The organism is Bacillus sp. GbtcB14, assembly GCF_019091205.1.
Taxonomy (GTDB): domain Bacteria; phylum Bacillota; class Bacilli; order Bacillales; family Bacillaceae_G; genus Bacillus_A; species Bacillus_A cereus_AG.
Window position 1 is genome coordinate 286,846 of the sequence record NZ_JAGXJT010000003.1, and the last position, 25,281, is coordinate 312,126.

Below are 25,281 nucleotides of genomic sequence, written 5' to 3' on the forward strand. Positions count from 1 at the left end.
ACATAAAGAAGGGGACATTTAGAATGGAATTTCATGAACAGAAGATTTTGCCGGCAGTGAGGCAAATTAAAGATTTGGAGAAGCTATTACATAGTTCGTATGAGTATATCGTTATTTTAGATATTCATGTTGGTCAATTGAAGAGCGTCGTGTCACTTGCGAAGCAATATTGTAAGAAGGTATTTTTACATGTGGATTTAATTCATGGCTTGCAGAGTGATGGGCATGCGACGGAGTATTTATGCCAAGAGTTTAGACCGTACGGGTTACTTTCGACAAAGGCGGGCGTCATTATGAAGGCGAAGCAAAAGGGTGTTGTAGCAATTCAGCGTATCTTTTTAATCGATTCTAGCGCAATGGAAAAGAGTTGCAACCTTTTGGAAAAGACGAAGCCGGATTATATTGAGGTGCTTCCAGGAGCAATGACGGACATTATCGCTGAAGTGAAGGAGCGTACTGGTGTCCCGATTTTGGCGGGTGGTTTCATTCGTACAGTTGATGATGTGGAGAAAGCGTTAAATGCTGGTGCGACAGCAATTACGACATCAAAAAAAGAACTATGGAAACATTACCAAAAAAAGTGACGAAAATGTGAAAAAATTCTGTTGACACCGCTTTCACGAAAGGTTAACATTATAGACAAGTTAATAAACGTGACGGAGAAAAGAAGAGATCCACATTTCATTGTTTCTATATAAATTTATATAGAAGCGTGCAAAGCTGTGGGTCTTTTTCTTTTGACAAAAACGAATGGCCATTCATTTTACCTCTATCACATTTGGAAGCGTTTAAATTGATTGTGGAGGGATACTATGTCAGCATTTTTAGGAGAGTTAGTAGGGACTGCGTTATTAATCTTACTTGGTGGCGGCGTTTGCGCTGGTGTAAGTTTAAAGAAATCGTTTGCGAAGGATTCTGGTTGGATTGTTATTACAATGGGCTGGGGCTTAGCGGTTGCTATGGCAGCGTATGCGGTTGGATCAATTAGTGGGGCACATTTGAATCCGGCTTTAACGATAGGATTAGCATTTAAGGGAGCGTTCCCATGGAGTGACGTACCAGGTTATATCGCAGCACAAATGATTGGGGCAATTATCGGGGCAGTTCTTGTATATTTACATTACTTACCACACTGGAAAGAAACAGAAGATCCAGGAACAAAATTAGGTGTATTTGCAACAGGCCCAGCAATTCCGAACACATTTACAAACCTTTTAAGTGAAATGATTGGAACATTCGTTTTAGTATTTGGTATATTAGCAATTGGAGCAAATAAATTTGCAGATGGTTTAAATCCATTTATCGTAGGTTTCTTAATTGTAAGTATTGGTTTATCATTAGGTGGAACAACAGGATACGCGATTAACCCGGCTCGTGATTTAGGTCCGCGTATCGCACACTTCTTCCTTCCGATTGCAGGAAAAGGCGGTTCAAACTGGAAGTATGCATGGATTCCAGTAGTTGGTCCGATTTTAGGTGGATCACTTGCAGGATTATTCCATCAAGTTGTATTTGAAGGAAAACAAAATGCAGCACTTATTTATGTGATTATTGCAACTGTGATTGTACTAGCAATCTCTTATATGACAAGTAAAAAAAGTGAAAGCAATACAAATAGTAGAAAAGTAGCATAGGGGGAAACCGATATGAAAAAATATATTCTTTCTTTAGACCAAGGAACAACTAGCTCACGCGCAATTCTATTCAATAAAAAAGGTGAAATTGTTCATTCAGCTCAAAAAGAGTTTACACAACATTTTCCAAAGCCAGGCTGGGTAGAGCATAATGCACAAGAAATTTGGGGATCTATTTTAGCAGTTATCGCAACTTGCTTAAGCGAAGCGGATGTAAAACCGGAACAAATCGCTGGTATCGGTATTACGAACCAACGTGAAACAGCGGTTGTATGGGATAAAACGACTGGTAAACCAATTTATAACGCAATCGTATGGCAATCTCGTCAAACAATGGAGATTTGTGATGAGTTAAAAGAAAAAGGTTATAGCGAGATGGTTCGCGAAAAAACAGGTCTTTTAATTGACGCATACTTCTCTGGTACGAAAGTAAAATGGATTTTAGATAACGTTGAAGGTGCAAGAGAAAAAGCAGAAAACGGCGAGTTATTATTCGGAACAATTGATACGTGGCTTGTATGGAAATTGTCTGGTGGTAAAGCGCACGTAACGGATTACTCAAATGCATCACGTACATTAATGTTTAACATTCACGACTTACAGTGGGATGATGAGCTTCTAGATATGTTAACAGTACCAAAGAGCATGCTTCCAGAAGTACGTCCATCATCTGAAATATATGGCGAAACAATTGATTATCATTTCTTCGGTCAAAATGTACCGATCGCAGGTGTAGCTGGTGACCAACAAGCAGCATTATTTGGACAAGCTTGTTTCGGTGAAGGTATGGCGAAGAACACTTACGGAACTGGTTGCTTCATGTTAATGAACACAGGTGAAAAAGCAGTAGCTTCTGAGCATGGCCTATTAACAACAATTGCATGGGGAATAGATGGTAAAGTAAACTACGCATTAGAAGGAAGTATTTTCGTAGCAGGTTCTGCAATTCAGTGGTTACGTGACGGAATGCGCATGTTTAAAGATGCAAGTGAGAGTGAAGTGTATGCTTCTCGCGTTGAATCAACTGAAGGTGTATACGTTGTACCAGCATTCGTTGGATTAGGAACACCGTACTGGGATAGTGAAGTACGCGGCGCTATGTTTGGTGTAACACGCGGTACGACGAAAGAGCATTTCATTCGTGCAACGCTAGAATCTTTAGCTTACCAAACGAAAGATGTATTATGTGCAATGGAAGCAGATTCAGGTATTGAATTAAAAACATTACGCGTTGATGGCGGAGCGGTTAAAAATAACTTCTTAATGAAGTTCCAAAGTGATATTTTAGATGTTCCTGTAGAGCGTCCAGTGATCAATGAAACGACAGCTTTAGGTGCAGCGTACTTAGCTGGTCTTGCGGTTGGATATTGGAAAAACCAAGATGAAATTAAATCACAGTGGCATATGGACAAACGCTTTGAACCAACGATGGAAGCGGAAACAAGCGAAGAGCTATATGCTGGATGGAAAAAAGCGATTGAAGCAACAAAAGCTTTCAAATAATCATAAACAGTGTTATAATGGTGACAAGTTAATAATTCGGTAGGAGATTTGGAGAGACCACAACACGCTATAGAGGCGAAATCTATAGCGGAGTTCGTGGTCTCTTTTTTCGTTATCAAAGGGAGGAATTACCATGAAATTTTCAAGTAAACAACGTAAAGACGTATTAAACGGAGTAAATAAACAAGAGTTAGATGTGATCGTAATTGGTGGAGGTATTACTGGTTCTGGTATTGCATTAGATGGAGCAACACGCGGGTTATCAACAATTGTGTTTGAAATGCAGGACTTTGCAGCAGGTACATCAAGTCGTTCAACGAAGCTTGTACACGGTGGTCTACGTTATTTAAAACAACTTGAAGTGAAAATGGTAGCAGAGGTGGGGAAAGAGCGTGCGATCGTATATGAGAACGGTCCCCATGTAACAACACCAGAGTGGATGTTACTTCCATTCCATACAGGCGGTACGTTCGGATCGTTCAGTACATCAATTGGTCTTCGTGTATACGACTTCTTAGCAGGTGTAAAACGAAGCGAGCGCAGAAAAATGTTTAACCGTGAAGAAACGCTAAATAAAGAGCCTCTTGTGAAAAAAGAAGGATTAAAAGGCGGCGGTTACTACGTAGAATATCGTACAGACGATGCGCGTCTTACAATTGAAGTAATGAAAGAAGCAATTGAGCATGGTGCAAAAGCTGTTAACTACGCAAAAGTAGACAGTTTCTTATATAAAGATGGAAAAGTATGCGGTGTACGTGTAATCGATTTACTAGACGGAGAAGTATACGAAGTTTACGGTAAGAAAATTGTAAACGCAGCTGGTCCTTGGGTAGATACACTTCGTGAGAAAGATAACTCGAAAAAAGGAAAAGTACTTCAGTTATCAAAAGGTGTTCACTTAGTAATTGATCAAAAACGTTTCCCATTAGGGCAAGCGATTTACTTCGATACACCAGATAAACGTATGGTGTTCGCGATTCCTCGCGGTGGAAAAACATACGTAGGTACAACAGATACGTTCTATGATAAAGATGCAGCTGTACCGCACATGACAACAGAAGATCGCACATACATCATTAATGCGATTAACTACATGTTCCCAAGCGTGAAAATTACAGAAAAAGATGTGGAGTCAAGCTGGGCTGGTGTACGTCCGTTAATTTACGAAGAAGGTAAGAATGCATCTGAAATTTCTCGTAAAGATGAAATTTGGACTTCTGAATCTGGTTTAATTACAATCGCGGGCGGAAAATTAACAGGATACCGCAAAATGGCTGAAATGGTAGTAGACTACGTAACGAACTTACTACAAAAAGAAGGTCATAGTGCATATCCGAAGAGCGACACGAAACATATGCCAATCTCTGGTGGACATGTAGATGGTTCACACGGATTCCCAGCATTCGTTGCGAAAAAAGCAGACGAAGGTACGAAATCTGGTTTAACGAAAGCGCAAGCAGAAGAATTCGCGAAATTCTACGGCTCTAACGTTGACGTACTATTCGACTTAGCGAAAAAACATAAAGACGAAGCGAAAGAATACGACATGCCGCTAGACGTTCTAATCCCACTTGTATACGCAATGGATTACGAAATGACAGCAAAACCAGTTGACTTCTTCGTACGCCGCAGAGGCGCTGTATTCTTCAACATTCACTGGGTATACGAGTGGAAAGAAGCAGTAATCAACTACATGGCTACGAAACTAGGCTGGAGCAAAGAAGAGCAAATGAAATACACAGCTGAATTAGAAAAAGCGTTAAGGGACGCTGTTATTCCTGTAGATCAACAAGAACAGGCAGCTGCGTTAGCGTAAAATAGAGAACCACCTGAAGGGGAGCCTTTAGGTGGTTTTTTTTATGGGATATTATTCTAAATACATTGCATAACGACATATGTTGTTATACGATGTATATGAGGAGGTGGTATTGTTGGACAAAGAAATTTTGAAGGGAAGTATAGATATTTTATTGCTTTCTATCATTGCAAAACGTGATACATATGGATATGAAATAGCTCAAAGTTTAAAGGATGCAAGTGAAGATTTGTATAGTATGGGGCAGGGAACTTTGTATCCAGCTTTAAAGCGATTAGAAAAAAAGGAATTTCTTGAATCTTATTGGAGTCAATCTGAGAATGGGATGAAAAGGAAGTTTTATACTATTACAAGTAAAGGGAAAAAAGAATTGCAGAAGAAAGTGAACTCTTGGGAGCGTGTAACATCATTAATTCAAACTTGTCAGAAAGGAGTTATTTATGAGTGAATTTGATGAGTATATTAAGTCCATTTTAGCTTATTCAGAACTTAGTAATATTGAACAGGATGAGTTATTTCTAGAAATATATGATCACTTGAACAGCTTGAGAGAAGAATATATGGAACAAGGTATGAATGAAAAAGAAGCGGTGTATAAAGCGATTCAAAGTTTTGGAGAATCAAAAGTTATTGGTTTAGGGATTAATCAATCGGTATACGAAGTTCCTAGGCCATTAAAGGTATTATCGAAAATTTTATGTATTCCTTATATAATGATTTGTTTTATCGTTTTTTTAGGAACAGTTATTTCAACTTCTACATTTGACTCTATTCGTAGTTTGACAGGTGGAACTGTTTATCATCCGATTGAATTTTGGCAGCAATTTTTACATATATCTGATTTAGAAACGTTATTGCAGCTTTTTGGAATAACACTTTGGCAAGTTAAAGATTTTATTGCGCATCCAGGTCCTTGGGGGAACTCAACGTATTGGCTAACTGTTTTGCAACATATAATATTGGTAGTTCCATTTGGATTTTTCGTTCCAGTGTTGATCAGTAAAGTGACGAACTATAAGAAAGCTTGTAAGTGGTATGTTATGGCCTTTCTTGCTTGGGAGTTATTACATTTACTAACTTTATCTGATGTTTTTGATGTGTGGCGGATTGCTATAAATATGATCGGTGCATCGATAGGATATCTTTTATTTATAAGCATGATACAAACGGATAATAAAATTCGGGTTATGCGCAAGAAGATATTTGAAAATTAACTTGCTATCGTGTGGTTAAAATTATATAAATTTAGCTTGATGATAATAGAGTATCACTGAAAACATAGGTACTATATAGTGAGAGGATTTTTTTATATTTGTAATAGGTGATGTTCATTGTTTATTTATACTGTTATGAAACGGGTGCATAATCCGTCTTTATTGGTGCTATAAAGGATGACAGCGTCACAGCTGAACTAGAAAAAGTCTGGATTAACAAGAGCAGGCAGCTGCATTAGCATAAAATAGAGAAACACCTGAAGGAGAGCCCTTCAGGTGTTTTTTATCTTGACTAAAAATAAATAGAATGTGTTACAATGATGATAGAGTATATAGTATGAATTTTGCATAAAATAAAGAAGACAGAAGCCTGAGAAACTTCTGCCTTGTGTAACCTAACTTGCTATTGTGGTGGTAGTAGGTGCGGTTATAAGACAATTACATTAACGTTTTAGCCGAGAACCGCCCTTACCTTTTCCACGAAGCAGGGTGGTTCTCGCTTTTTTGTATACAGAAATTAGCCATGGACCGACGTATCTTCTACCGATGACAACGCCAGCTCCGGTTAGGATACCATACACTAATTTAATTACAAACATCGCGATCATTCTATCACCTCCCCCTTTTTTCAAAATGGAAGAGATGATTACCACACCTACTAGTTATAGCTTATTAAGTCACGTATTAATTGTATTATGTTTTAAAATAGGGAACAAGACATATGGATAAAAAGCCCTAGTTTTAAATGGGTGGTTAGTGTGTGAATTATGGTTTATCATATATAACTTGTTTGTGAGCCTCCTATAAGTCAAGGTTTTCATTTGAGTTACGTTTCTTTTCTTTAATTTCATTAAGTTGTTCCATCAAGAATGTAGCATCAGATTTTGTTAATTCAACTTTCGGAATGCCATTTTCAAAAATGATTAAAAAGTAACTTATAATTCTCCTTACAATTTGTTCCACTTTGTTTCTTGTTAAATAAACAAACATAATTAACAAATAGGGATACTGATAACAGCGTTCAAATGAAATACACAGCAGAACTAGAAAAAGCAGCTGTGTTATGTATAGAACTTCAAATACTATACTTGTATTTTATAACCGAAAAACCTAATATTTAGCTTATTGAGAGAAGTTTCATACAAAAAATAAGATACCAATATGAGGTGTATCATGAAAAAATTAATTACTTACGACCCTGAAATCCAGATGGCATATCTGTATGTAATTCCATTCACTTCAGAAATTGGGATTGAATCGACTGAAGAGTTGGAAGAAAATCCAAAACTGAATGTAGATATAGATCAATTTGATCGTATTGTGGGAATTGGGTTTTTTGGAGAAAATGCAAGTAAATTAAAAGAATTAACAAATAAGAGTAAAATATATATAAAGAAAACTTCAAATGATAATAAATGCATATACTCATTTAGACTTTCTCAAGATAATCATTTGCAAAAAGTAGCATTTCATCATGTTGTATTTTATTTTGCAGATAATCAGTATGAAGAATTTATTGGTTTTGATATTATGAAGCCATCTTTGTATGGTTATGACATATTGAACTCTTTAAGTGAGTATTAGGCAGAAGGGGGACCCAGGTTAAATGGGTTCTTTTTTATTTAGCGGTTCTTGAAGGAGGATTTCAAAATTACAGAGCGCCTTGGGAGAAAGACGCTCTGTAGGTGAATGTATTGTAACGACTATTCGGTTTATTATATGTATTTTGCTGAGGAAGTGTTTTATAAAAAGTTATTGCCGACCGTATTTTTTTATGAATTTATAAAACTTTTTCATCCAGTGCGTCGTCTAATATATGGGAAGGAGGAAATGCTGTGGATGAATTAACGATAGAAGCGTTTGAAATAGAAGATAAGGAGGACCTTATCGACGAAATAATGAACAAGTATGGACAAGAAGTCCTGCAGCTTGTGTATTCATATGTGAATAATAAAGAAGTTGCGGAGGATGTAACGCAAGATATATTTGTGAAATGCTATAAATCTCTTCATACATATAAAGGAAATTCGAACTTAAAAACGTGGTTATGGAGAATTGCGATTAATCAATGTAAGGACTATATAAAAAGTTGGTATAACAAAAAGGTGATCGTGACAGAGGATGAATTTACGTATGTTGGGAGTCAAAAAGAGAGCGCTGAACAAACTGTCATTCAAAATACGGAGGACCGTGAGCTTGCTTCTGCAGTAATGAATTTACCGATCAAATATCGAGAAGTGATTTATCTATTTTATTATGAAGAGTTATCAATTAAAGAGATCGCTATTGTAATAGAAGTGAAGGAAAACACGATAAAAACGAGGCTGAAAAAAGCGAAGGAGCTTTTGAAGAAAGGATTGGAGGGATAGTCAAATGGAAGATCGATTAAAAGGCTTGCGAAAATCAATGGAGAACACAACTTTTAAACATTTGAGTTTTTCTGATCAGCACCAGAAGCGGGTGCGTGAAAAAATCAATCAATCGTCTGAAAAGGAAGAAGATGTCCTTTTAGCAGTGTTGCAACTTCTTATGAATGAAAAAACAGGTTATGAATTAATGCAGTTATTGCGTGGGAGAGGGATTCAAAAATTCGAAGGTGATGAAGGGTCTCTATACACTGTATTACATCGTCTAGAGCAGAATCGCTTTATCCAATCTAGCTGGGATCACGAAGGAGCTAAATATTATCAATTAAATGATAAAGGAAATAAGATGCTGCGAAAGGCAGAGAAGAATGCTACGAAGGCACGATTTATATTAAAAGGATTAGTACAGGAGTGAGAAAAAATTGAACAAAAAAGGGGAGCGTTTTTTAAAAGAAGTTACGAACCATATTAAATCAAAAGAAGCGAAGGACTTGGTAGCAACGGAACTAGATTTTCACTTAAAACAGACGAAGAATATGTGGATGGATAAAGGGTTAAGTGAGGAAGTTGCTGAAGATAAGGCTGTTGAACAAATGGGAAGTCCGATTAAACTGGGACAAGAACTTAACAAACTGCATAAGCCAAAGGTTGATTGGTTCTTACTTATTTTATTAGTGGCTGCGATGGGGCTAGGATTTTTGCCAATTATAGCTTTTGGACATGCTGACTTATTCATGAATAAGGTGATATTTATTATTCTCGGTGTTGCCACAGTTTTAGGGGTGATGCTAATTGATTATCGGAAGTTAGAGAGATTAGGGTGGCTGTTTTACACAATTGGGGTACTTATCTTGTTAATGATATACTGTTTTCCGAACGCTTCGATACTTGGAGAACCGATAATAAAAGTTGGTCCTATTGCAATTGATCGTTTAATGGCAGTGCCGTTCTTTTTTCTAGCTTGGGCTTCTTTTTTCAATAATAGTAGATTAAAAGTTAGGTATCTTGTCGCTTTGTATTTATTTTCTCTCTATTTATTCTTAATTGGATCCGCTTTTTCAACAATGTTTATTTATATCGCAATGATCTTTGTTATGCTTTGGTGGAGTAAATTAGGAAAGAAAACGGCATTAATTATTACAATTGTACCAATCTGTTTATTGATTATAGGGGCCTCTTTTTCCTGGCCCACAGTAAAAGGAGTTTATTTGGATAGATTTTTAGGGTATTTGAATCCAGAGCGTGATGCACAGGGCGCAGGATTTATGTATATACGTTTAAAAGAGGTAATGTCGTCAGCAGGTTGGTTTGGTACATATGGAGATGTAAAGCTCATCCCTAATCCAGATACTGATTTTGTATTTGCAAGTTTGACTTATTATTATGGATATGTACTTGCACTGGTCCTTGTCTTAATTCTTTCTCTTTTTGTAGCACGGTTAATGTTCATATCTTATACAATAAATGACCGGTATGGTAAATTGCTTCTCATTGGAGGAATGACTCTTTTCGTAGTTCAATTCCTTTATAACGTTGGTATGATTTTAGGTTTATTACCGATTACTGCTATATCATTACCTTTTATTAGTTATGGATTAACACCAACTGTATTTCATGCGCTTATAATGGGGATCGTACTAAGTGTATATCGACGTAAAGATATGTCGTTTAGAATGAGAAAAACACCTTGATACTTATTATAAGTTGTATATAAAAGTATTCATTATTATGATCAAGTACAAACGTAAATAGATAGCAGAAGAGGGTTATGATAAATAACCCTCTTTTCGTGTTTAAATAAGTGCGCTCACTTTAATAGAAGTACATAATTCAGAACGAGAAATTGATTCAGCTAGCTGCTGTAAATAGGAGCATTCTTCCTCATCTTTTTCGGGAGTGTTGGGATCCAATAAAGGTGAAGAAAGAAGTACATCAATCGTAAGTATGCCTGCATCATGAGAGACGATGTTATAACCTGCAAATACAGGTCGTTTTAAGTCTTTTACTTTTTGAATCATCTCATGGAATTTCATAACACTTATATGGATTGTTGCGAATGGAAAGCATTTTTGGGTAGGATTCTCGATGGTTTTTCTAATTTTATAATCGTATACATAGTAGTACTTTTCTTGCTGCTCAAGTGCTTGCAACTCTTTCGTTAATAAGTGGTATTTGTCTGTAAGTCCAGTTGTGAGTGCATCATTTTCTTCTCCAACTAATAATGTGAAAGGTCTTGGTGATGAGATTTCGAGAGGACGGACGTTTAGGTCGGTAAAAGTAGGGTTAGATTGTAAAATGTTATGTAATTTTTCGGTAGGAAACACGCCGTCATAAATAGCAATAAAATAATGGTTCATCTTTTCACTCCTTAGCTTTTTCTAAACTGATATATTCTACTTTTAAGGTGTAAATCCTTCATAAAAAAGAAACACCTTGATTAGTATCAAGGTGTAATAAGCTCAAAACTCTCCGAATTAGCCCCAAGTATAAACGGACTAACCTCGCCAACGCTATAAAGTTGCAGTTCATGCATTGCGCGCGTACAAGCAGTGTAGAACAATCTACGAACGCTCTCGTCGCTATATACATCTTTAGAAGCGTCGTAAATAATAACAGCGTCAAATTCGATACCCTTCGCTAAGTAAGCAGGGATCACGACAATGCCTTGTTCGTACTCGGCCGAGTTACTTTTCACGAGTTTGATATTCTCGATATGACTAAGTGCTTCGTAGGCAGTGGCGCTTTCAGCTGCAGATTTACATATAATTGCGATCGTATTGTGATTTTGTTTTTTTAATTCAGCAATTTTGGAAGTAATATGCTCGTGCAGTTCGTTGTGATTTGATACCTTAGTCGCTGTAGGTTTCTCACCATCACGTTCAAAGGCATGAATGTTATTGCCTTCCGGTACGAGAGCACGTGTAAATTCAATGATCGGTTTTGTTGAGCGATAGCTACGAGTTAAGTTGATGCCGTTCGTTTCATCTGGTCCGTATAAGCTAGTAAGTGTATTGAAATTCACTGCTTCACTCGCATGGGCAAATATCGCTTGGTTAAAGTCCCCGAGTACAGTCATTCTTGCAGCAGGGAAGAGACGTTTTAAAAACTCGAACTGAAACGGCGAATAATCTTGCGCTTCGTCTACGAGTACGTGTTTAATCGATCTGTTCGTTTGGAAGCCTTCAATTAACTCTTTTAAAAGTAAAAATGGAGTCGCATCCTCGTAATATAGTTTTCCTTCACCTAACATGTTCACTGTTAATGAGCAAATATCATCCCAGTCTTTCGGTTTTTCTCCAGTAACCAATGATGCATCTGTGAAAAGTTGTTTATATATGCCTGTGAAATTGATAAAGCGCAATGTTTGAACACCTTTACGAAGCGGTTTCAATTTTTTACGGACAATCATACGTCCGAGTACTTTCGTTTCTTTCTCAAAATCATGAAAGGAGTTGTCGTCAAACTCCCCTTTTTTCTGTAAATATTTATAAGCCTTTTGGTATTCATCTTTACTAAGTAATTCAATTTCTTCTTCTACCCAAGGCTTTTTCAGTTCTGCTTTTTCGATTGCATCTATTTGTTTATTTAGCCAATCCGTTAACTTTTCAATTCGATTATGGAAGCGGAGGGAGGAGTCAGTGTTGTAAAATTGTTCTGTAATTTCTTTAGCAGAAACAATTAGCTTGCCTCTAAATTTCATTCCTCTAAATAGCATGCCTGAAGATTCAAGAGATTGTCTGTACGCTCGAATCATCTCGAAAAATTGGGTAGATGCTTTAAATCGAATGCTCGCATTTCTCGTTTTATAGGTAGGGCTATTCGCTTCAGTTAGCATATATTCTAATTGCTCATAAGGGTCTTCAACGTCAAATGCCTTACTTAGTCTATGGTTTAAATATTCTTGGAATGTCACTTGCTGCATATTTTCTTCACCGAGTTCAGGTAATACGTTAGATACGTAGCTGTTGAACATAGAGTTAGGGGAGAAGAGAATAATTTGATCCGCTTTTAGCCATTCGCGATATTTATATAGTAAGTAGGCGATTCGTTGCAGGGCAGCTGACGTTTTACCACTACCAGCAGCTCCTTGCACGATAAGGAGTCGGCCTTCATCGTGACGGATAATTTCATTTTGCTCGCGCTGAATCGTAGCGACGATGCTCTGCATATGTTTGTTCGTACCTTTTCCGAGCGCTTGTTGCAGAATTTCATCGCCAATGGTCAGGCTCGTATCGAACATAGAATCAATCTCGCCATTTTGAATAATGTATTGTAATTTTTTCTCCACATTACCGTGGATTACGCCTCCTGGTGTACTGTATTCAGCTGGCCCTGGTGGATAATCGTAGTACACACTCGAAATGGGTGCGCGCCAGTCATATATAAGAAAATTTTCTCCGCTTGCATCAGTAAGTGTAGCTACGCCGATATAAATTTGCTCCGCAGCAGATTCTCCTTCTTCTTTGAAATCAATTCGTCCGAAGTAAGGTGCTTTATGCATGCGTCTTAATGCGGCAAGTCGATTAAAGGTGTGCTTATGGGTAATTTGTGTGACAGCTAGTGACTGGGCTTGTTGTCTTAAGTTGATAACTGTTTCAAGATAATCATCAAAAGTATCAGTATTCACTTTCACGTCATCCCAAAAGTGTTTACGAATATTGATTACTTCTGCCCGGCGTCTGCCAGTTTCGTTTTCCAGTTTATCAATTTGCTCCGTAATCGTTTCTATTACGGTATCCAATCGTTTTTGCTCTTGATCAAGTTTTTTGTTCATACGTAAGCACTCCTTTAAAAGTGAAAAATAGAGGTTGACTGAATATATGTTTTGGTGTACAATTAAGATACGGATAAATACGTTCTTTGTATTTTTGAAAACGTGTTTCTGTACTAATTTAACATAGTTTTTGAATTTAATCAATGATAATAAGATAAACCTTGGTTCCGTGTGTGATGGAATCAAGGTTTTTTGCTGTAGATTATAGCTCGTTTCAGTTCGATTTCTAGCATCAATTAGTTAAAAGGGGAGAGCAAAAAATCAATTTTGCGGTGGAATATATTCTCCGGTTGTTACATGAAAACCAGCAGCTTTCATTTATCCCGTTGCTCGCAAATAGCAGGATAAAAATTGCAAAATAAAAAAGCTCGGGCCTAAGCCCAAGCTTTTTTTCAATTCATTATTTCTTTTCGTCTTTCTTAGCGTCAGCTTTTTGCTCTTTGAAAAGATCTTTTAAATCTTTGTCGTCAACTTTTACGTCAGCTTTTTTGATTTCTTTCATCATAAGATCGTTCATGAATTCGCCGTCTTGTGCTTTCTTCTGAACGATTTCTTTTTTGATGTCATCTTTAGATTGTTCGAATGATTTTTCTGGTTCTTTAATGTCTGTTACTTTAATGATGTGGTAACCGAATTGTGATTTCACAGGCTCGCTTACTTCATCTTTTTTCAGTTTATAAGCAGCATCTTCGAATTCTTTAACCATTTTACCAGCGCCGAAGAATCCTAAGTCGCCACCTTTTTCTTTTGAACCAGTATCTTCAGAGTATTGTTTTGCTAACTCTTCGAAAGATTTACCTTGTCCAAGTTCTTCTTTCACTTTTTTCGCAGTCGCTTCATCTTTTACAAGAATGTGGCTTGCTTTAATTTCAGGCTTGTAGTTATCTTTTAGTTCTTTATCAGTGATTGTTTTCTCGATAGCTTTTTCTTGAGCTAATTGAGCGCGCACACCAGTTTTTAAAGTTTCTTCTTTAATACCTTGTTGTTTTAATAGTGTATCGAATTGATCACCGTATTGTTTTTTCATTTCATCGAACTTTTTGTCTACTTCTTTGTCTTCAACTTTGTAGTTTTTAATAAGTACTTTTTCCATAACCATGTTGTTTAGTACTTGTTTACCAGCTTGTGTCTTCATTTGATTGTAGAACTCGTCTTTTGTAATGTCACCAGCTTTAGATGTAACAATTTTGTCTGATGATGATCCTGTTCCACATGCTGATAATGCGATTACACTTGTTGCGGCTAAGGCAAGCATAGCTTTCTTCATTCGATAAACACTCCTACTATTATGTATTTTTAATTTATCCTACACCAATGAATTTTGGTTCATAAGAGCCCGATTAAGTCTCACTGATACTTTTGCTTTTTATACTCGTAAAGCGCGCTTAACAGGGCTTACCGAGGCTGAGGATAAAGTTAAGATGCGTGTCATTTATTTCATAGTATAAGCAATATGTACAGAATTTAATATATCATATTTCGACTCGATTTCATATTGATAAAGAAAAATTAACCATATCGTGTCAGATTTTGAAAGTGTACCATATTGGGCGTATGTCGCATATACAGAAAAGAGGAGGGGATGGGGATGAATTCTCAACTTATTTTATTACTTGTACTGTTTATTTTATTGGTTATAGTAGGTATAATTTGCTTATAGAGGAAAAAAGTGAGGAAGGGGCTTCCTTCCTCACTTTCCATGAAATATAATTTCTATATAACTAGAAATTAATAAAATTGTTATACATACATTAATAACCCGAAAGACACCGGGTTGGCGGCTCGCAGCTATTTGTTTTCGTTCACACAGTGTATGTGTCATGAAATTCGTGTAAAATATAACAAGAAGTGCGAATGCGACAAAAACAACTGTTATAAGTGTCATGAGGCGAGACCTCCTTTTGGCTAAAATACATATACTTTATATATTGTATCATACGATATTTTGTTCGTGTTATAAAATTCAGAAATAGAAGACTTTGTGTTAGAAAGAGAGGGAGAAAATGGACGTTGTTAGAAGATTAGAACAAGCTGAATACTACGTAGATCTACTATTTAAAATGATTGATGAAGAAAAGTGTCCATTTTATTCTTTAATCATAAAGAAAAAAGCTCGCAAAAAAGATATTGAACGTATACTACATCTTTGTGAAATACTGAACGAGCAATATGTAGTGGAGAAAGCAGAAGGGCTTCTTTTGTTCGATGCGCTGTTAGATCAATTTGAAAAAGCGCTTCCACATCAGCTCGAAGTACACGAAACTGCGGAAGCGCTAGCAAAACAAGGTTTATTTAAGCCGCTTATGAATGAATTCTTAAGCATGATTGCGAAAAAATAAATAGATTATTTCTTAACTAACTTCTGATCGGATTCTGTAAAGTTCTCTTCAATATCTTCTAATGATTTCTCAAAAATATCGATGAAGTCTTGTCCGTAAATGTTACGCAAGATAGCGATAAGTTCGATATTTTCTGGGAACTTCCCATAAAAATTACGAAGTGCAAGAGCCCCATTAAACACTGAATTATTTTCAGGATCATACTCCTCCATTAAGCGAAGTAGTAATTCTTCCCCTTTGTCTGTAATTTCAATGTACGTATTTCGTTTATCATCTTCTTTTTTCGAGAATACAAGATAGCCGCGTTCTTCCAGCTTTTTCGAGAAGTTAAACGCCGTTGATACGTGCATAACTCCAAACTTAGCAATCTCAGAAATAGAAGCCCCTTTTAAATGATAAGCGATTGTTAAAATATGATGCTCATTAATGTTTAAATCGTAAGGCTTAATCCACATCTGCCAATCTTTCTCTACACATTTCCATAACGCTTTCGATAATTGAGCAATGCGTTGGCTGAAAATCATCGCTTCTTTTACCGAGTAATCTTTTTCTCCACTTTTCATTTACTCACCCACTTTAACATTCTTTTTCATTACTATCTATTATGCCAGTAAAATAAAAATTAATAAAGTCTTTTTGTGAGAATTGTGAAAATTTTTTAATAAAATGACATTCTATACAAATCATGCATAACTATGGAAGCGTTTTATGGGTCGTGAATACATGTGTTGTCCTTACATGTTAAGTGATAACATATATTGTAAATGCATAAAAACACGGCATATCTGTGTGATATGCCGTGTTAAGGTAAATTTATATAAAAAATATTTGTTATATGCAAAAAACTAAGCAGGAATTTGTTTACGCTTTTTCTGGAACAGCTTCTTGTAGTTTCTCAATTGATTTTTGAATGTCCAAAATCTCTTTCTCAATATGGCGCTTGTTTTGAGAAATATCTTGCTTCCAGTTAGAAAGCGTATCGTGCATATCGTCTTTTAATTCTTGAAACACTTCTTTACCTTCTGAAGCAGTTTCAACGATTTGCCGTTTTAATAATTTTGTATCAGCTGTAATATCAGCTAAAGTCTTTTTCATATCATTTCCTTTTTCTTTCAGCTTACCGCGCATAGCTTTACCAGAAGAAGGAGTAGAGAAAAGAACGGCTAATCCAGCAACTGCTCCGCCGCAAATGACACCTGTAATAAAGGATTTAGCTTTTGACATAAAAGGAAACCTCCTTATTTTTTGTTCGTATTCATGATGTGAAAAAATATGCATATCTGTAAGACAAGGGAAAGAAAAGTGCACAGTCCCCGGCATCTTGAGTGGAGAAACAAGCCGTGCAATATGTAATCACTTTAGGAAAGTGGCTTGTTATGTATTACTTCTTATTATAGTGTCATTATTTCACACTATTTGCAATTGTACTTGCGATGTTTTGTAAATTTTCCATTGTGTATTCATTTTGATGTGATTTCCAAACAGCACCGAAACCATCGTTTTCACCGTAGCGTGGAATTAAATGAAGGTGGAAGTGGAACACAGTTTGTCCAGCTTTTTCACCGTTATTGTTAAGTAGGTTAAAGCCAACTGGATTAAACTCTGCTTTAATCGCATTTGCGATTTTCGGAACGACAGAAAAAATGTGTGATGCGATTTCTGGCGTTAACGCAAAAATGTCTTGTTTGTGAACTTTTGGAATAACAAGAGTATGTCCTTTTGTTACTTGACTAATATCTAAAAATGCAAGCACATGTTCATCTTCGTATACTTTTGAGCAAGGGATTTGCTCGTCAATAATTTTACAAAAAATACAATTGTCCGCTGTATGGTTCATTGATCTCATCCTTTCAAGTAGCCTTAGCCGTATTTTACCATAATTATATAAGAGAACAAACACGAAAAACAGGAAGCTGACTCAGCTTCCTGTTTTCTGAAGAGGGATTGAAAAAGCATTATCGTAATTTACGTTTCGCAGACACCTCATTTATTTAAGAAATGCACGGTAAATCGGCTAAAGTTTCTGCCGTAGACACCCCATTTTCAAGTGAAATGAATTGCAATCTTTATAAAAGGAAATTGTTTATTTTTTAAAACAGTATATGCTCTTTCGGAGACACCCCGTTTCTAAAATGAAACAAATAATCTGGTTATGTGTAAATTTCTTTGTCCAACATGGACACCCCATTTCATGATGACTTCACTATGTTGTTCTACTCATCAATTGGTGGTTGCTTTTTCAATGTGTTCCTTCTTCACTAATTATGATGTCCGCTTTCGTAAAAATATATGCTAACAAATTTAAATTTTTTTTGAGGGCATCGATACTATGTAGTACAGCGCCATTTTTGGTAAGATGAATATAGAATGAATACTAATGAAGAAAGTGGTGTCGTATGAGCGAATTATTGCGTGTAGAAAATGTTACAGGAGGATATACGAAACGACCTGTACTAAAAGATGTTTCGTTCTCTGTGAATAAAGGTGAACTTGTCGGCTTAATCGGTTTAAATGGAGCGGGTAAAAGTACGACGATTAAACATATTATCGGTTTAATGGAACCGAAAAAAGGAACTGTCACAATTAATGGGAAAACAATTCGTGATGATATGACAGCGTACCGTTCTAGTTTTTCGTTCATCCCAGAAACACCAGTATTATATGATGAGCTAACGCTAGAAGAGCATTTGAAATTAACAGCGATGGCGTACGGTGTTGATGAAAAACAATATGAAGAACGTGTAGGACAACTATTACAAGAATTTCGCATGAAAAATCGTTTAAAATGGTTTCCATCTCATTTCTCAAAAGGGATGAAACAAAAAGTAATGATTATGAGTGCATTTTTAGTGGAACCATCTCTGTACATTGTGGATGAACCTTTCGTTGGGCTTGATCCGTTAGCGATTCAATCCCTACTTCAAATGATGGATCAAATGAAAAAGAGTGGTGCAGGAATCTTAATGAGTACACATATTTTAGCGACGGCAGAGCGTTATTGTGACTCATTCATTATTCTGCATCAAGGCGAAGTAAGAGCGAAGGGAACATTATCTGAGCTGCAATCCGATTTTAATATGCCAGGTGCAACGCTAGATGATATTTATATTGCATTAACGAAGGAAGAAGATTATGAATAGCACAGCATTATGGAAAGAACGATTTCGTCACTTTCTAAAAGAAGTTCGTACATATAGTAAATACGTATTTAATGATCATTTGAAATTTATTTTCGTATTTATCATCGGCGCAGGAGCGTATTATTACCAGCAATGGTTACAAACGTTAACACCTTCGTTTCAGGCGGCCCTCGTTATGGCAGTGTTGATTGGACTCGTATTAACGGCCGGATCCATTCAAACGTTATTAAAAGAAGCTGATCTCGTTTACTTGCTGCCAGTTGAAGAAAAGTTAAAACCGTACTTTACAAAGGCATTTCTCTTTACGTTTATGATCCAGTTATACATAATCGCAATCGTAGCGGCAGCGCTTGCCCCGTTATACTTCCAGCAAATGAAGCAAACAGGAGCAGCTTACATATGGATTGTACTCGCGTTTGTCATAGTAAAAGCGTGGAACTTATTCGTCGCGTGGGAAAAATCATTTTTAACAGACCAAAATATACAAAGAGCTGATTGGTTCATTCGTTTTATTTTAAACGGTTTATTTGTGTACTTCCTTGTAGAGCGTACTTCCGTTATGTTTATTGGCGGAATCGTCCTTCTCATGGCGTTATACCTCGCTATCATGCATCAAATGGTGAAGGGAAAGCCGCTAAACTGGGAGTATTTAATTTCTGAAGAAGGTAAGAAGATGATGCTACTATACCGCATCGCGAACATGTTCGTTGATGTACCAGCATTAAAAGAAAGAGTAGCACGTAGAAAATGGCTTGATTTCATTCTTTCGATGATTGGCGAAAAGCGTACATATTTATACTTATATACGAGAACGTTTTTACGATCTGGTAACTATTTCGGCTTATATGTGCGCCTGCTCGCTCTTGGCGGGGTTATTCTTTACTTCATTCCGTTTTTATACGGACGATTTATCGTAAGCTTTATCTTCCTATACTTAATCGGTTATCAGCTATTAACTTTATGGAAGCATCACCGCATGAAGATTTGGCTTGATTTGTATCCGGTCGGGGGAGAAGAGAAGAAGAAAGATTTTCTTGTCTTATTAAATGCAATCCTTATTATCGGCAGCGTGATATTTACAGTTATATTCGCCCTTGCGACGAAAGATTTCATGATGACGGGAATTTTATTAGTCGTAAGCATAGTATTTAGTATCGGTTTCGTTTATCAATACGGGGCGAAACGTATTGAGCGTTTAAATTGAAGGGAATGAACCTATGATTACATATGAAGAGAAGGTTATAAAAGAATTGGAGCAGTGGAAAGCTACATTCATGAAAGATTCTTCTATGATGACACGCTTCTCTAAGAAAGTGCAGACGAAAGTACAACAGCTTATTCCGGCGAAAGTGCAAAAAGTATTAACAGAAACGATTCGGATGATGGTGCAAACGATTAGTGCCGGATCAAACTTTATAAAGCCGAAATTAAAAGAGACGAACTGGTCATTGCAAAGACGAGACGACGAAGTACGTAAAAAAATGGATGAGTACAAAAAAATAGCAGCGGCAGAAGGAGCAGGGACGGGAGCTGGCGGTATTCTCCTTGGTCTTGCTGATTTTCCGCTTTTACTCGGCATTAAAATTAAATTTTTATTCGATGCAGCAACGTTGTACGGATTTGATACGAGCAACAAAGAAGAGCGCCTTTTTATCCTCCACGTTTTCCAACTTGCCTTTTCCAGTGACGACCACCGAAAAGAAATATGGAAAGCAATCGAAACGTGGGATACAGAAGAAGAAACTCATATGGACTGGGAAAAGTTCCAAACAGAGTACCGAGACTATATCGATTTAGCAAAAATGCTTCAGCTCGTACCAATAATCGGTGCCCCAGTTGGCGCATATGCGAACTATCAATTACTGCAAAGACTCGGAGAAGTGACGATGAATTGTTATCGTATGCGATTGCTGAATAGAGATTGATTTGTTTTATCAAAAAAGAAAGCCTCCTACATGTGTAATGTAGGAGGCTTTTCTATTTATTATTTTGGCTGTTTTCGTAGATGTTGTTGCTTTTGATGCAAAAACGAAGAGGGGCTTTCCCCCTCTTCGTTCCTATTTTCTCATCGAACTTCCTACGACCTTACCTGATGGTTCGTCCACGAGTCTATTTATATCGCCTAATAACTCTCGCTGTTTAGACGGAATGGTAACGAGTGTGGCTTCTTCCGACTTTAATATTTAGTGATTAAGATAGTTCTCAATCACTTTTTTTATATTTTTATTCATATTTTTTTAGTGGTTACCAATAATATACAACAAAGGAAGATTTGGTTATAAAGTCACTTGCGTTTACTTTACTGTATTTAGGGGTGCAAATATGAAAGTATCAATTTTTATCACTTGTGTGGCAGATGTTTTTTATCCAGAGGTCGGAAGAGATGTCGTCGAAATTCTTGAAGATTTAGGGTGTGAAGTTGATTTTCCTAAAAGTCAAACTTGCTGCGGACAACCTGCTTATAATAGCGGGTACGTGAAAGAAACGAAAACAGCTGCAAAACATATGATTGAAACCTTTGCTAGTTCAGAATATGTTGTGGCACCATCGGGTTCGTGCGCGATGATGGTTCACGAGTTTTCTACCTTATTTTCTGACAGTGAAGTGGAGTGGAAGAAAAAAGCGGATGAGCTTGCGAATAAAACGTATGAATTTACACAATTTCTCGTTGAAGTATTAGGGAAAGAAGACTTAGGTGCAGAGCTTCATAAAAAAGCAACGGTTCATACATCTTGTCATATGAGCCGATTAATGGGAATTAAAGAACCACCGCAAAAATTATTAAAATGTGTCAAGGGGCTGGAAGTGGTTTCGCTGCCGCACAATTATGATTGCTGCGGATTTGGAGGGACATTTTCAGTGAAGATGCCAGAAATCTCTGAACAAATGGTCGATGAAAAAGTAAAGCATATTATGGAAACCGGTGCGGACTTATTAATTGGGATGGATTGTAGCTGCTTAATGAATATAAAAGGACGTTTAACACGCAATGGTTATCCAATTGATGTAAAACATATTGCTCAAGTATTAAATGAGGACCGAAAATAAGAGGGGGATATACAGATGGGAATGAGAATTGGGAATGATCCCTTTCATAAGCGTACTGCAACGGGCATTGGTGATCAATTTATGCGACAGGCTGTTAGGAAAGCACAAGATGGTCTTAGGGGCAAGAAATTAAAAGCGACTGAGAGTCTTGGGAATTGGGAAGAATGGCGAGCTTTAGGAGAAGAAATTCGAAAGCATACATTAGAAAATCTTGATTATTATTTATATGAGCTAAGTGAAAATATTGAGAAAAACGGTGGATTTGTTTATTTTGCAAAGACGGCAGAAGACGCAAGAGAATATGTAAAAGAAATTGTAAAAAAGAAAAACGCGAAAAAAATTGTGAAATCAAAATCGATGGTAACGGAAGAGATTAGTTTAAATGAGGCAATTGAAGAAGCTGGAGCAGAAGTGTTAGAAACAGATCTTGCTGAATTTATTCTACAAGTGAACGACCACGATCCGCCGTCACATATTGTTGTTCCGTGCCTTCACAAAGATAAAGAACATATTTGTGAAATATTTAAAACAAAGTTACATTACACGGGAACATCTGACCCTACGGAAATGGCGAGGTTTGTAAGAAGCTATTTACGTGATGATTTCTTTGCGGCAGATATAGGAGTGACTGGATGTAACTTTGCGGTTGCAGAGTCTGGGTCAATTTCCATCGTAGCAAACGAAGGAAATGCAAGGCTTACTACGACACTTCCGAAAACGCTAATTACAGTTATGGGGATGGAGCGTATTGTTCCAACATGGGAAGAGCTTGATGTGTTAGTCACACTTCTATGCCGAAGTTCTGTAGGACAAAAGTTAACGAGTTATATTACAGGATTAACGGAGCCTGGCGGGACAGATGGACCTGAGGAATTTCATTTAGTCATCGTGGATAATGGCCGTTCTGATATTGTAGGAACAGAATTTCAAAGTGTTCTGCAGTGTATTCGCTGCGCAGCATGCATTAATGTTTGTCCTGTATACAGGCATATAGGCGGACACGCATATGGATCTATTTATCCAGGACCAATTGGAGCTGTGTTAACACCGCTTTTAGGTGGATATGATGAATATAAAGATTTACCGTATGCATCTAGCCTTTGTGGTGCTTGTACAGAAGCGTGTCCGGTAAAAATCCCGTTACACGACTTATTAATTAAACATCGTAGCCGCATTGTAGAAGAAAAACGATCACCTGTAGCTTGGAACGCAGCTATGAAAGGTTTCGAAAAAGTAGTGAAGAGTCCTAGCTTATTTTCTTTTGCTGCGAAGAGTGCTCCGTATGCATTAAAACCTCTTGCGAAAGGCGATAAAATCGAGCGCGGCATTGGGCCGTTAAAAGCGTGGACGGATGCGAGAGATTTCCCAGTTCCGAAAAAACAACCGTTTCGAAAGTGGTTTGAAAAACATGTAAAGGAGAACGATGATGGCCATCCAAAATCGTGAAGAATTTTTACTCCAATTATCAGAAAAGCTTGGTAGAAAACGTCCTGAAGCAGTGAAAAAACCGAAATGGTCTTTTGCCCCGCAGTGGACTGTTTTTGACGGACTCGCGCAAGAAGAACTTGTATTACAACTAATAGAGCACTGCGAAGTCATTCATACAGAAGTAAAGCGAACAACGAAAGAAAATCTTGTTGAAACATTGGGGTCCTTACTAAAAGAATGGAATATTACATCCGCTATGTATGCGAACGATGAGCGTTTTCATGAATACGGTCTTACGCCACTTTTCAAAAATGAAGGTGCAACACATTTTCGTATGTGGGGATCGGATCATAAAGAAGAGGACATAGCATTTGCGAAAGCTGCTGACCTTGGCATTACGTTCAGTGATATGACTCTGGCAGAATCAGGAACCGTTGTACTATTTAATGACGGGTTAAAAGGAAGACACGTTAGCCTTCTTCCGGAGTCGTACATTGCAATCGTTCCTAAAAGTACGATCGTACCAAGATTAACTCAAGCTACAAAACTGATCCATGATCAAAATACATCAGGGAAAAAACTACCCGCTTGTGTAAATTTCGTTTCTGGTCCATCAAATAGCGCAGATATTGAAATGAACCTTGTCGTAGGTGTACATGGGCCAATCCGAACAGCGTATATTATTGTGGATGATCAATAATGAAAATAGAAAGCACGGGCCGTTTATATAGCCAGTGCTTTTCTTACTGATGAAAGTTAAAAACCAAGTCCACTATAGCTGATTCCAGCTACAATTAATATGATAAAGAGCACGATGAGTACGATATAACCGCTACTAACGCCCTTACCATTTTGTCCAGCTTCACCGCCGCCAGTGCCACCACTACCGCCAAGTCCCATAGGAATATCCTCCTTATTGTTATATGTTGCTTTTACTTTACATTTCTGTATTTACCAATAAATACCTTCTGTAGCGTTAACTAACTTGCAAATCATTTCGTTTCATTTTATAATTCACTTACCGACCGGTAAGTAAAAATAAGTGAGGTATAGTATGACAAAGAATTTACAAACATCGCAAAACATTGTAGAGGCATCATTTAAACTTATGGCAGAGCACGGCATTGAGAAGATGAGTCTTTCCATGATTGCGAAAGAGGTAGGTATTTCAAAACCGGCTATTTATTATCATTTTTCTTCTAAAGAAGCGTTAGTTGATTTTTTATTTGAAGAAATTTTTTCTGGGTATCATTTTGCAAGCTACTTCGATCAAGAGCAATATACGAAAGAAAACTTTGAAGAAAAGTTAATCGCAGATGGTTTACATATGCTCTCTGAGTATGAAGGACAAGAAGGAATATTACGCGTTATAAATGAATTTATCGTAACTGCATCGCGAAATGAAAAGTATCAGAAACGTTTATTTGAAATACAAGAAGATTTCTTAAATGGTTTCCACGATTTATTGAAGAAAGGCGCGCGACTTGACGTTGTGTCACAACATGCAACAGAAGAGAATGCTCATACGTTAGCGCTTGTGATTGATAATATGAGTAATTACATGCTCATGGGATTCCAGTTAAAGTATAAAGAAATTTGGATTCGAAATGTGAAAAACGTAATGAAGGAGGAATAAAAGTGAAAATGCAAAAAAATTGGTGGCTCGGTTTTCTTGGATTCATTGGGATTTATCCCGCATTAACGGGCAGTAAGACCCCCACCTCTCAAAATTCAGCGGAAGCAAAGAAGTTAGGTGGGGATCAACTGCCCGTAAAAGCCCGATTGGTTCAACTAATAATCAGTGGGGGATGAACAAAACCCCCCACTGATTAAAGTTTCACTTTATAAAATACCAGGTATGATTGAAGCTTTTCAAGCGGATGGAAGTTGGCTGAAGTTAATCGGTTTCATTTGGTTACTTTGGTTCGGATATTTTATCCCTGAGAAGAAAGATAATTAAATTACAATTTTCTGTAAAGTTATGTAAAATATAGTTTGAGAGTATTCATATATTAGATT

At 37.0% G+C, this 25,281-nt stretch carries 29 protein-coding genes; 20 read left to right on the top strand and 9 right to left on the bottom strand.

The features are described from left to right. Positions 1-23: 23 nt before the first annotated feature. From glpP to KVT31_RS10460, 6 genes are all read left to right on the top strand, one after another. Positions 24-584 carry a glycerol uptake operon antiterminator GlpP gene (glpP, locus tag KVT31_RS10435; RefSeq protein WP_076535888.1) on the top strand — a complete coding sequence of 187 codons (561 nt, stop codon included), beginning with the start codon at positions 24-26 and terminating at the stop codon, positions 582-584. Between the two features lie 228 nt (positions 585-812). Next, entirely contained in the window at positions 813-1,634 is an 822-nt protein-coding gene (gene glpF / locus KVT31_RS10440; protein WP_001272205.1) for a glycerol uptake facilitator protein GlpF, read from the top strand. Between the two features lie 12 nt (positions 1,635-1,646). Beyond that, positions 1,647-3,137, top strand: coding sequence for a glycerol kinase GlpK (gene glpK / locus KVT31_RS10445; RefSeq protein WP_088095411.1), 1,491 nt, complete (start codon positions 1,647-1,649; stop codon positions 3,135-3,137). A 133-nt stretch (positions 3,138-3,270) separates the two neighbouring features. Further along, entirely contained in the window at positions 3,271-4,953 is a 1,683-nt protein-coding gene (glpD, locus tag KVT31_RS10450; RefSeq protein ID WP_088095412.1) for an aerobic glycerol-3-phosphate dehydrogenase, read from the top strand. A 115-nt stretch (positions 4,954-5,068) separates the two neighbouring features. Beyond that, positions 5,069-5,401 carry a PadR family transcriptional regulator gene (locus KVT31_RS10455; protein WP_140392372.1) on the top strand — a complete coding sequence of 111 codons (333 nt, stop codon included), beginning with the start codon at positions 5,069-5,071 and terminating at the stop codon, positions 5,399-5,401. Continuing rightward, entirely contained in the window at positions 5,394-6,167 is a 774-nt protein-coding gene (locus KVT31_RS10460; RefSeq protein ID WP_088095413.1) for a VanZ family protein, read from the top strand. Before KVT31_RS10455 ends, KVT31_RS10460 begins: the two co-directional genes overlap by 8 nt. Before the next feature lie 443 nt (positions 6,168-6,610). Here KVT31_RS10460 and KVT31_RS10465 read toward each other — a convergent pair whose 3' ends face one another. Further along, positions 6,611-6,775, bottom strand: coding sequence for a hypothetical protein (locus KVT31_RS10465; protein WP_000561154.1), 165 nt, complete (start codon positions 6,773-6,775; stop codon positions 6,611-6,613). A 565-nt stretch (positions 6,776-7,340) separates the two neighbouring features. Here KVT31_RS10465 and KVT31_RS10470 point away from each other — a divergent pair. The 4 genes from KVT31_RS10470 (at position 7,341) to KVT31_RS10485 (ending at position 10,224) form a co-directional block, all read left to right on the top strand. Then, entirely contained in the window at positions 7,341-7,751 is a 411-nt protein-coding gene (locus tag KVT31_RS10470; RefSeq protein WP_088095415.1) for a DUF2283 domain-containing protein, read from the top strand. A 251-nt stretch (positions 7,752-8,002) separates the two neighbouring features. Beyond that, on the top strand, positions 8,003-8,536 hold the full coding sequence (locus KVT31_RS10475) for a sigma-70 family RNA polymerase sigma factor (protein ID WP_088095416.1): 534 nt from the start codon (positions 8,003-8,005) through the stop codon (positions 8,534-8,536). A gap of 4 nt (positions 8,537-8,540) precedes the next feature. Then, a complete protein-coding gene (locus KVT31_RS10480) occupies positions 8,541-8,948 on the top strand; it encodes a PadR family transcriptional regulator (RefSeq protein WP_087979701.1) in 408 nt (135 codons plus the stop codon). A gap of 7 nt (positions 8,949-8,955) precedes the next feature. After that, on the top strand, positions 8,956-10,224 hold the full coding sequence (locus KVT31_RS10485; protein ID WP_088095417.1) for an FtsW/RodA/SpoVE family cell cycle protein: 1,269 nt from the start codon (positions 8,956-8,958) through the stop codon (positions 10,222-10,224). Between the two features lie 102 nt (positions 10,225-10,326). Here KVT31_RS10485 and KVT31_RS10490 read toward each other — a convergent pair whose 3' ends face one another. The 3 genes from KVT31_RS10490 to prsA all read right to left on the bottom strand — a co-directional run bounded on the left by KVT31_RS10490 (position 10,327) and on the right by prsA (position 14,574). Then, a complete protein-coding gene (locus tag KVT31_RS10490; RefSeq protein ID WP_088095418.1) occupies positions 10,327-10,890 on the bottom strand; it encodes a hypothetical protein in 564 nt (187 codons plus the stop codon). Between the two features lie 86 nt (positions 10,891-10,976). Then, positions 10,977-13,307: an RNA polymerase recycling motor HelD gene (helD, locus tag KVT31_RS10495; RefSeq protein ID WP_088095419.1), complete on the bottom strand. Its 2,331-nt coding sequence runs from the start codon at positions 13,305-13,307 to the stop codon at positions 10,977-10,979. Between the two features lie 400 nt (positions 13,308-13,707). Further along, the gene (gene prsA / locus KVT31_RS10500; RefSeq protein WP_088095420.1) at positions 13,708-14,574 is read right to left on the bottom strand and encodes a peptidylprolyl isomerase PrsA; all 867 of its coding nucleotides are present in this window, start codon (positions 14,572-14,574) and stop codon (positions 13,708-13,710) included. A 279-nt stretch (positions 14,575-14,853) separates the two neighbouring features. Here prsA and KVT31_RS30695 point away from each other — a divergent pair, with 279 nt between their 5' ends. Continuing rightward, positions 14,854-14,967, top strand: a complete 114-nt coding sequence (locus KVT31_RS30695; RefSeq protein WP_306447429.1) for a YjcZ family sporulation protein — start codon at positions 14,854-14,856, stop codon at positions 14,965-14,967. 30 nt (positions 14,968-14,997) lie between these two features. On the opposite strand, the gene KVT31_RS10505 is transcribed toward KVT31_RS30695, so the two are convergent. Next, positions 14,998-15,192, bottom strand: coding sequence for a hypothetical protein (locus KVT31_RS10505; RefSeq protein ID WP_000172690.1), 195 nt, complete (start codon positions 15,190-15,192; stop codon positions 14,998-15,000). A gap of 118 nt (positions 15,193-15,310) precedes the next feature. On the opposite strand from KVT31_RS10505, the gene KVT31_RS10510 reads away from it, so the two are divergent. After that, the gene (locus KVT31_RS10510; RefSeq protein ID WP_000383646.1) at positions 15,311-15,646 is read left to right on the top strand and encodes a DUF1878 family protein; all 336 of its coding nucleotides are present in this window, start codon (positions 15,311-15,313) and stop codon (positions 15,644-15,646) included. 5 nt (positions 15,647-15,651) lie between these two features. Here the strand turns inward: KVT31_RS10510 and KVT31_RS10515 are convergent, their stop codons facing one another. From KVT31_RS10515 to KVT31_RS10525, 3 genes are all read right to left on the bottom strand, one after another. Further along, on the bottom strand, positions 15,652-16,209 hold the full coding sequence (locus tag KVT31_RS10515) for an HTH-type transcriptional regulator Hpr (protein ID WP_000834918.1): 558 nt from the start codon (positions 16,207-16,209) through the stop codon (positions 15,652-15,654). Between the two features lie 298 nt (positions 16,210-16,507). Further along, positions 16,508-16,870 (bottom strand): YtxH domain-containing protein, encoded by a 363-nt coding sequence (locus tag KVT31_RS10520; protein WP_088095421.1) that lies wholly within the window; start codon positions 16,868-16,870, stop codon positions 16,508-16,510. Between the two features lie 178 nt (positions 16,871-17,048). Continuing rightward, the gene (locus KVT31_RS10525) at positions 17,049-17,483 is read right to left on the bottom strand and encodes an HIT family protein (RefSeq protein WP_073525431.1); all 435 of its coding nucleotides are present in this window, start codon (positions 17,481-17,483) and stop codon (positions 17,049-17,051) included. 559 nt (positions 17,484-18,042) lie between these two features. Here KVT31_RS10525 and ecsA point away from each other — a divergent pair. The 6 genes from ecsA to KVT31_RS10555 all read left to right on the top strand — a co-directional run bounded on the left by ecsA (position 18,043) and on the right by KVT31_RS10555 (position 23,962). Continuing rightward, entirely contained in the window at positions 18,043-18,786 is a 744-nt protein-coding gene (ecsA, locus tag KVT31_RS10530; RefSeq protein ID WP_071711167.1) for an ABC transporter ATP-binding protein EcsA, read from the top strand. Further along, on the top strand, positions 18,779-19,990 hold the full coding sequence (gene ecsB, locus KVT31_RS10535) for an ABC transporter permease EcsB (RefSeq protein WP_088095422.1): 1,212 nt from the start codon (positions 18,779-18,781) through the stop codon (positions 19,988-19,990). Before ecsA ends, ecsB begins: the two co-directional genes overlap by 8 nt. A gap of 13 nt (positions 19,991-20,003) precedes the next feature. Then, complete coding sequence (gene ecsC / locus KVT31_RS10540; RefSeq protein WP_088095423.1) at positions 20,004-20,711, top strand: ecs operon protein EcsC; 708 nt, start codon at positions 20,004-20,006, stop codon at positions 20,709-20,711. 397 nt (positions 20,712-21,108) lie between these two features. Then, positions 21,109-21,834 carry a (Fe-S)-binding protein gene (locus KVT31_RS10545; protein WP_088095424.1) on the top strand — a complete coding sequence of 242 codons (726 nt, stop codon included), beginning with the start codon at positions 21,109-21,111 and terminating at the stop codon, positions 21,832-21,834. Between the two features lie 15 nt (positions 21,835-21,849). Beyond that, positions 21,850-23,280 (top strand): LutB/LldF family L-lactate oxidation iron-sulfur protein, encoded by a 1,431-nt coding sequence (locus KVT31_RS10550; RefSeq protein WP_088095425.1) that lies wholly within the window; start codon positions 21,850-21,852, stop codon positions 23,278-23,280. Continuing rightward, positions 23,261-23,962, top strand: a complete 702-nt coding sequence (locus tag KVT31_RS10555; protein WP_088095426.1) for a LutC/YkgG family protein — start codon at positions 23,261-23,263, stop codon at positions 23,960-23,962. Before KVT31_RS10550 ends, KVT31_RS10555 begins: the two co-directional genes overlap by 20 nt. 56 nt (positions 23,963-24,018) lie before the next feature. Here the strand turns inward: KVT31_RS10555 and KVT31_RS10560 are convergent, their stop codons facing one another. Next, on the bottom strand, positions 24,019-24,162 hold the full coding sequence (locus KVT31_RS10560) for a sporulation protein YjcZ (RefSeq protein WP_088095427.1): 144 nt from the start codon (positions 24,160-24,162) through the stop codon (positions 24,019-24,021). Between the two features lie 154 nt (positions 24,163-24,316). Here KVT31_RS10560 and KVT31_RS10565 point away from each other — a divergent pair, with 154 nt between their 5' ends. After that, positions 24,317-24,898: a TetR/AcrR family transcriptional regulator gene (locus KVT31_RS10565; RefSeq protein WP_088095428.1), complete on the top strand. Its 582-nt coding sequence runs from the start codon at positions 24,317-24,319 to the stop codon at positions 24,896-24,898. Between the two features lie 2 nt (positions 24,899-24,900). Further along, the gene (locus tag KVT31_RS10570) at positions 24,901-25,074 is read left to right on the top strand and encodes a hypothetical protein (protein ID WP_249276698.1); all 174 of its coding nucleotides are present in this window, start codon (positions 24,901-24,903) and stop codon (positions 25,072-25,074) included. Positions 25,075-25,281: the final 207 nt, after the last annotated feature.